This is a genomic window from Pseudomonas flexibilis (genome assembly GCF_000802425.1).
Lineage (GTDB): Bacteria > Pseudomonadota > Gammaproteobacteria > Pseudomonadales > Pseudomonadaceae > Serpens > Serpens flexibilis.
On sequence record NZ_JRUD01000028.1, the window covers coordinates 1 to 2772 of the forward strand.

A 2772-nucleotide genomic window follows, 5' to 3' on the forward strand; every position below is an offset into this window, starting at 1 on the left:
CTGGCCGCAAAGGTGCCGTCGCTACGGATAAGCAGCGCCGAGTCCATTTCGCGCACGCCATTGAGCACGTAGCGGCCTGCAGGGTCGATATCGCTGGCGGCGCTGGCTGCCAGGGACAGAACCAGCAGCAAACAGCCCAGCAGGCGTTTACCAGGAGCCATAAGGAATGCCGTGCTTTTCGATGTAGGCCTTGGCGGCGGGCTCCAAGGGAAGTGCATAGCGGCCCTGCATCTTTCCCTGATAGGGCCCCAGTGGCTCGATTTCGGCCTGGGCGCGGAGGATTTCAGTGGCTGGGAAGCAGGCGCCGTTCACCCAGAGCTTGACGATGCCACCAGGCGCCAGGCCGATGGTGATGGCGTTGCGGTAACGGACACCCCAACCCGATATCGGGCATTCGACCCTTTCCGGCTTCAGCATCAGCTCGCGTGCTTCGGCGGGAATACTAAGGGTGACGCGGTAGGTTTGAGGCTCAACCAGCGATTGCCAGCGGATATGGATACGCTCAGGCAGATCCAGTTGGCTGAGATGACGCCCCGCGCCAAAACCAAGGGACTTTGGCCATCCCGCCGGCTTACCCGAACCGTTTTCGGGCTGTCGGATGGAAGCAAGGCCCGTTACAGCGCCTCGGGAAGTGATTCCACGCACATCGGTGACATCTGTAGTTTCTATCCAGACATCCATATAGTCGGGCGCGAAGTAGCCCAGGTACCAGTCATCAAAGGGCAGTTCAGGCTGACGCAGGTAGCAGGCTTGATAGGTGCCCATGTCGCGCAGCAGGCAGGCGCCATCGAGGGTCAGGCGGGTGTCATTAATCAACTCGGCGATTTCGGGATGGCCCTGAGCGCCCTGCAAGATAAGGGTCTCGCCCTGCCGCTGCCAGCGACCCTGCACCCTCCCCTCGACGTTGCCGTAGGCCAGGCTGGCCGCAAACGTGCCGTCGCTACGGATAAGCAGCGCAGAGCCCATTTCCCGCACGCCGTTGAGCACGTAGCGGCCGGCGGGGTCGGTTTCGCTGGCGGCGCCGGCTGCCAGGGACAGAGCCAGTAGCAGACAGCCCAACAGGCGCTTACCAGGAGCCATAGGGAATGCCGTGCTTTTCGATATAGGCCTTGGCGGCGGGCTCCAACGGTCGGTGCTTGCCTCCTGAACGCCCTCCATACGGCCCCAGCGGCTCGATTTCAGCCTGGGCGCGGAGGATTTCAGTGGCTGGGAAGCAGGCGCCGTTCACCCAGAGCTTGACGATGCCACCAGGCGCCAGGCCGATGGTTATGGCGTTGCGGTAACGGACACCCCAACCCGATATCGGGCATTTGACCCTTTCCGGCTTCAGCATCAGCTCGCGTGCTTCGGCGGGAATACTAAGGGTGACGCGATAGGTTTGCGGTTCGGCCAGGGACTGCCAGCGGATGAAAATGCGAGCGGGAAGGTCGACTCCCTGGAAGTTACGCCCTTTTCCACGGATATACGGACCGGGCCAGCCCGCTGGCTCACCCGAGCCGTCTTCGGGCTGCCGAATGGAAACGCTCCCCGCCACGGCTTCTCGAAAAGTAATGCCGCGCACGTCGGCGACGTCGGTGGTCTCCACCCAGACATCCATGTAGTCGGGCGCGAAGAAGCCCAGGCGCCAATCGTCATAAGGCAGCTCAGGCTGGCGCAGGTAACAGGCTTGATAGGTGCCCATGTCGCGCAGCAGGCAGGCGCCATCGAGGGTCAGACGGGTGCCGTTGATCAACTCGGCGATTTCGGGGTGACCTTGGGCGCCCTGAAGGATGAGAATTTCACCCTGCCGCTGCCAGCGACCCTGCACCCTCCCCTCGACGTTGCCGTAGGCCAGGCTGGCCGCAAACGTGCCGTCGCTACGGATAAGCAGCGCCGAGTCCATTTCGCGCACGCCATTGAGCACGTAGCGGCCAGCGGGGTCGGTTTGGCTGGCGGCGCTGGCTGCCATGGACAGAACCAGCAGCAAACAGCCCAGCAGGCGCTTACCAGGAGCCATAGGGAATGCCGTGCTTTTCGATATAGGCCTTGGCAGCGGGCTCCAACGGTCGGTGCTTGCCTCCTGAACGCCCTCCATACGGCCCCAGCGGCTCAATTTCAGCCTGAGCGCGGAGGATTTCAACGGGGCTCAGGCAGGGTCCCATTACCCACGCACGAGCGATGCCGCCTGGCGCCAGACCGATGACGATGGCTTTGCGGTAATCCTCGGTACGACCGCTGGCCGGGCACTCCGCCGTTTCCTTGCGCCGCATGATTTCTCGTGTGGAGTCCGTGATTTCCAGACTGACGCGGTAGGTTTGTGGTTCTGCCAGGGACTGCCACCGGATGGCGATGCGCCGAGGTAAATCCAGCCCAGATAAATAACGGCCCGCACCCCAGCCGAAACGCTCTGGCCAGCCCGCTGGCTTACCCGAGCCGTTCTCAGGTTGTCGTATGGACACGGTCCCCGTTACGGCACCTCGGGAAGTGATGCCGCGCACATCGGTGATGTCGGTGGTCTCCACCCAGACGTCCATGTAATCGGGTGCGAAGTAGCCCAACCGCCAGGCGCCATAGGGCAGTTCGGGCTGACGCAGGTAGCAGGCCTGGTACTCGCCCATGTCACGCAGCAGGCAGGCGCCATCGAGGGTCAGACGGGTACCGTTGATCAGCTCGGCGATTTCGGGATGGCCCTGAGCGCCCTGCAAGATAAGGGTCTCGCCCTGCCGCTGCCAGCGACCCTGCACCCGCCCCTCGACGTTGCCGTAGGCCAGGCTGGCCGCAAAGGTGCCGTCG

General features: G+C 63.3%; 3 protein-coding genes. All 3 read right to left on the bottom strand.

The features are described 5' to 3' along the window. Positions 1 to 147 precede the first annotated feature (147 nt). Positions 148 to 1080: a DUF2931 family protein gene (locus tag SF06_RS18400; RefSeq protein ID WP_169745315.1), complete on the bottom strand. Its 933-nt coding sequence runs from the start codon at positions 1078 to 1080 to the stop codon at positions 148 to 150. Then, positions 1067 to 1996, bottom strand: coding sequence for a DUF2931 family protein (locus SF06_RS18405; protein WP_169745316.1), 930 nt, complete (start codon positions 1994 to 1996; stop codon positions 1067 to 1069). The genes SF06_RS18400 and SF06_RS18405 overlap by 14 nt, the downstream gene beginning before the upstream one ends. Further along, positions 1983 to 2772, bottom strand: a 790-nt coding sequence (locus tag SF06_RS16020) for a DUF2931 family protein (RefSeq protein ID WP_234703339.1), incomplete at its 5' end; no start/stop codon positions are given. The genes SF06_RS16020 and SF06_RS18405, both read right to left, overlap by 14 nt.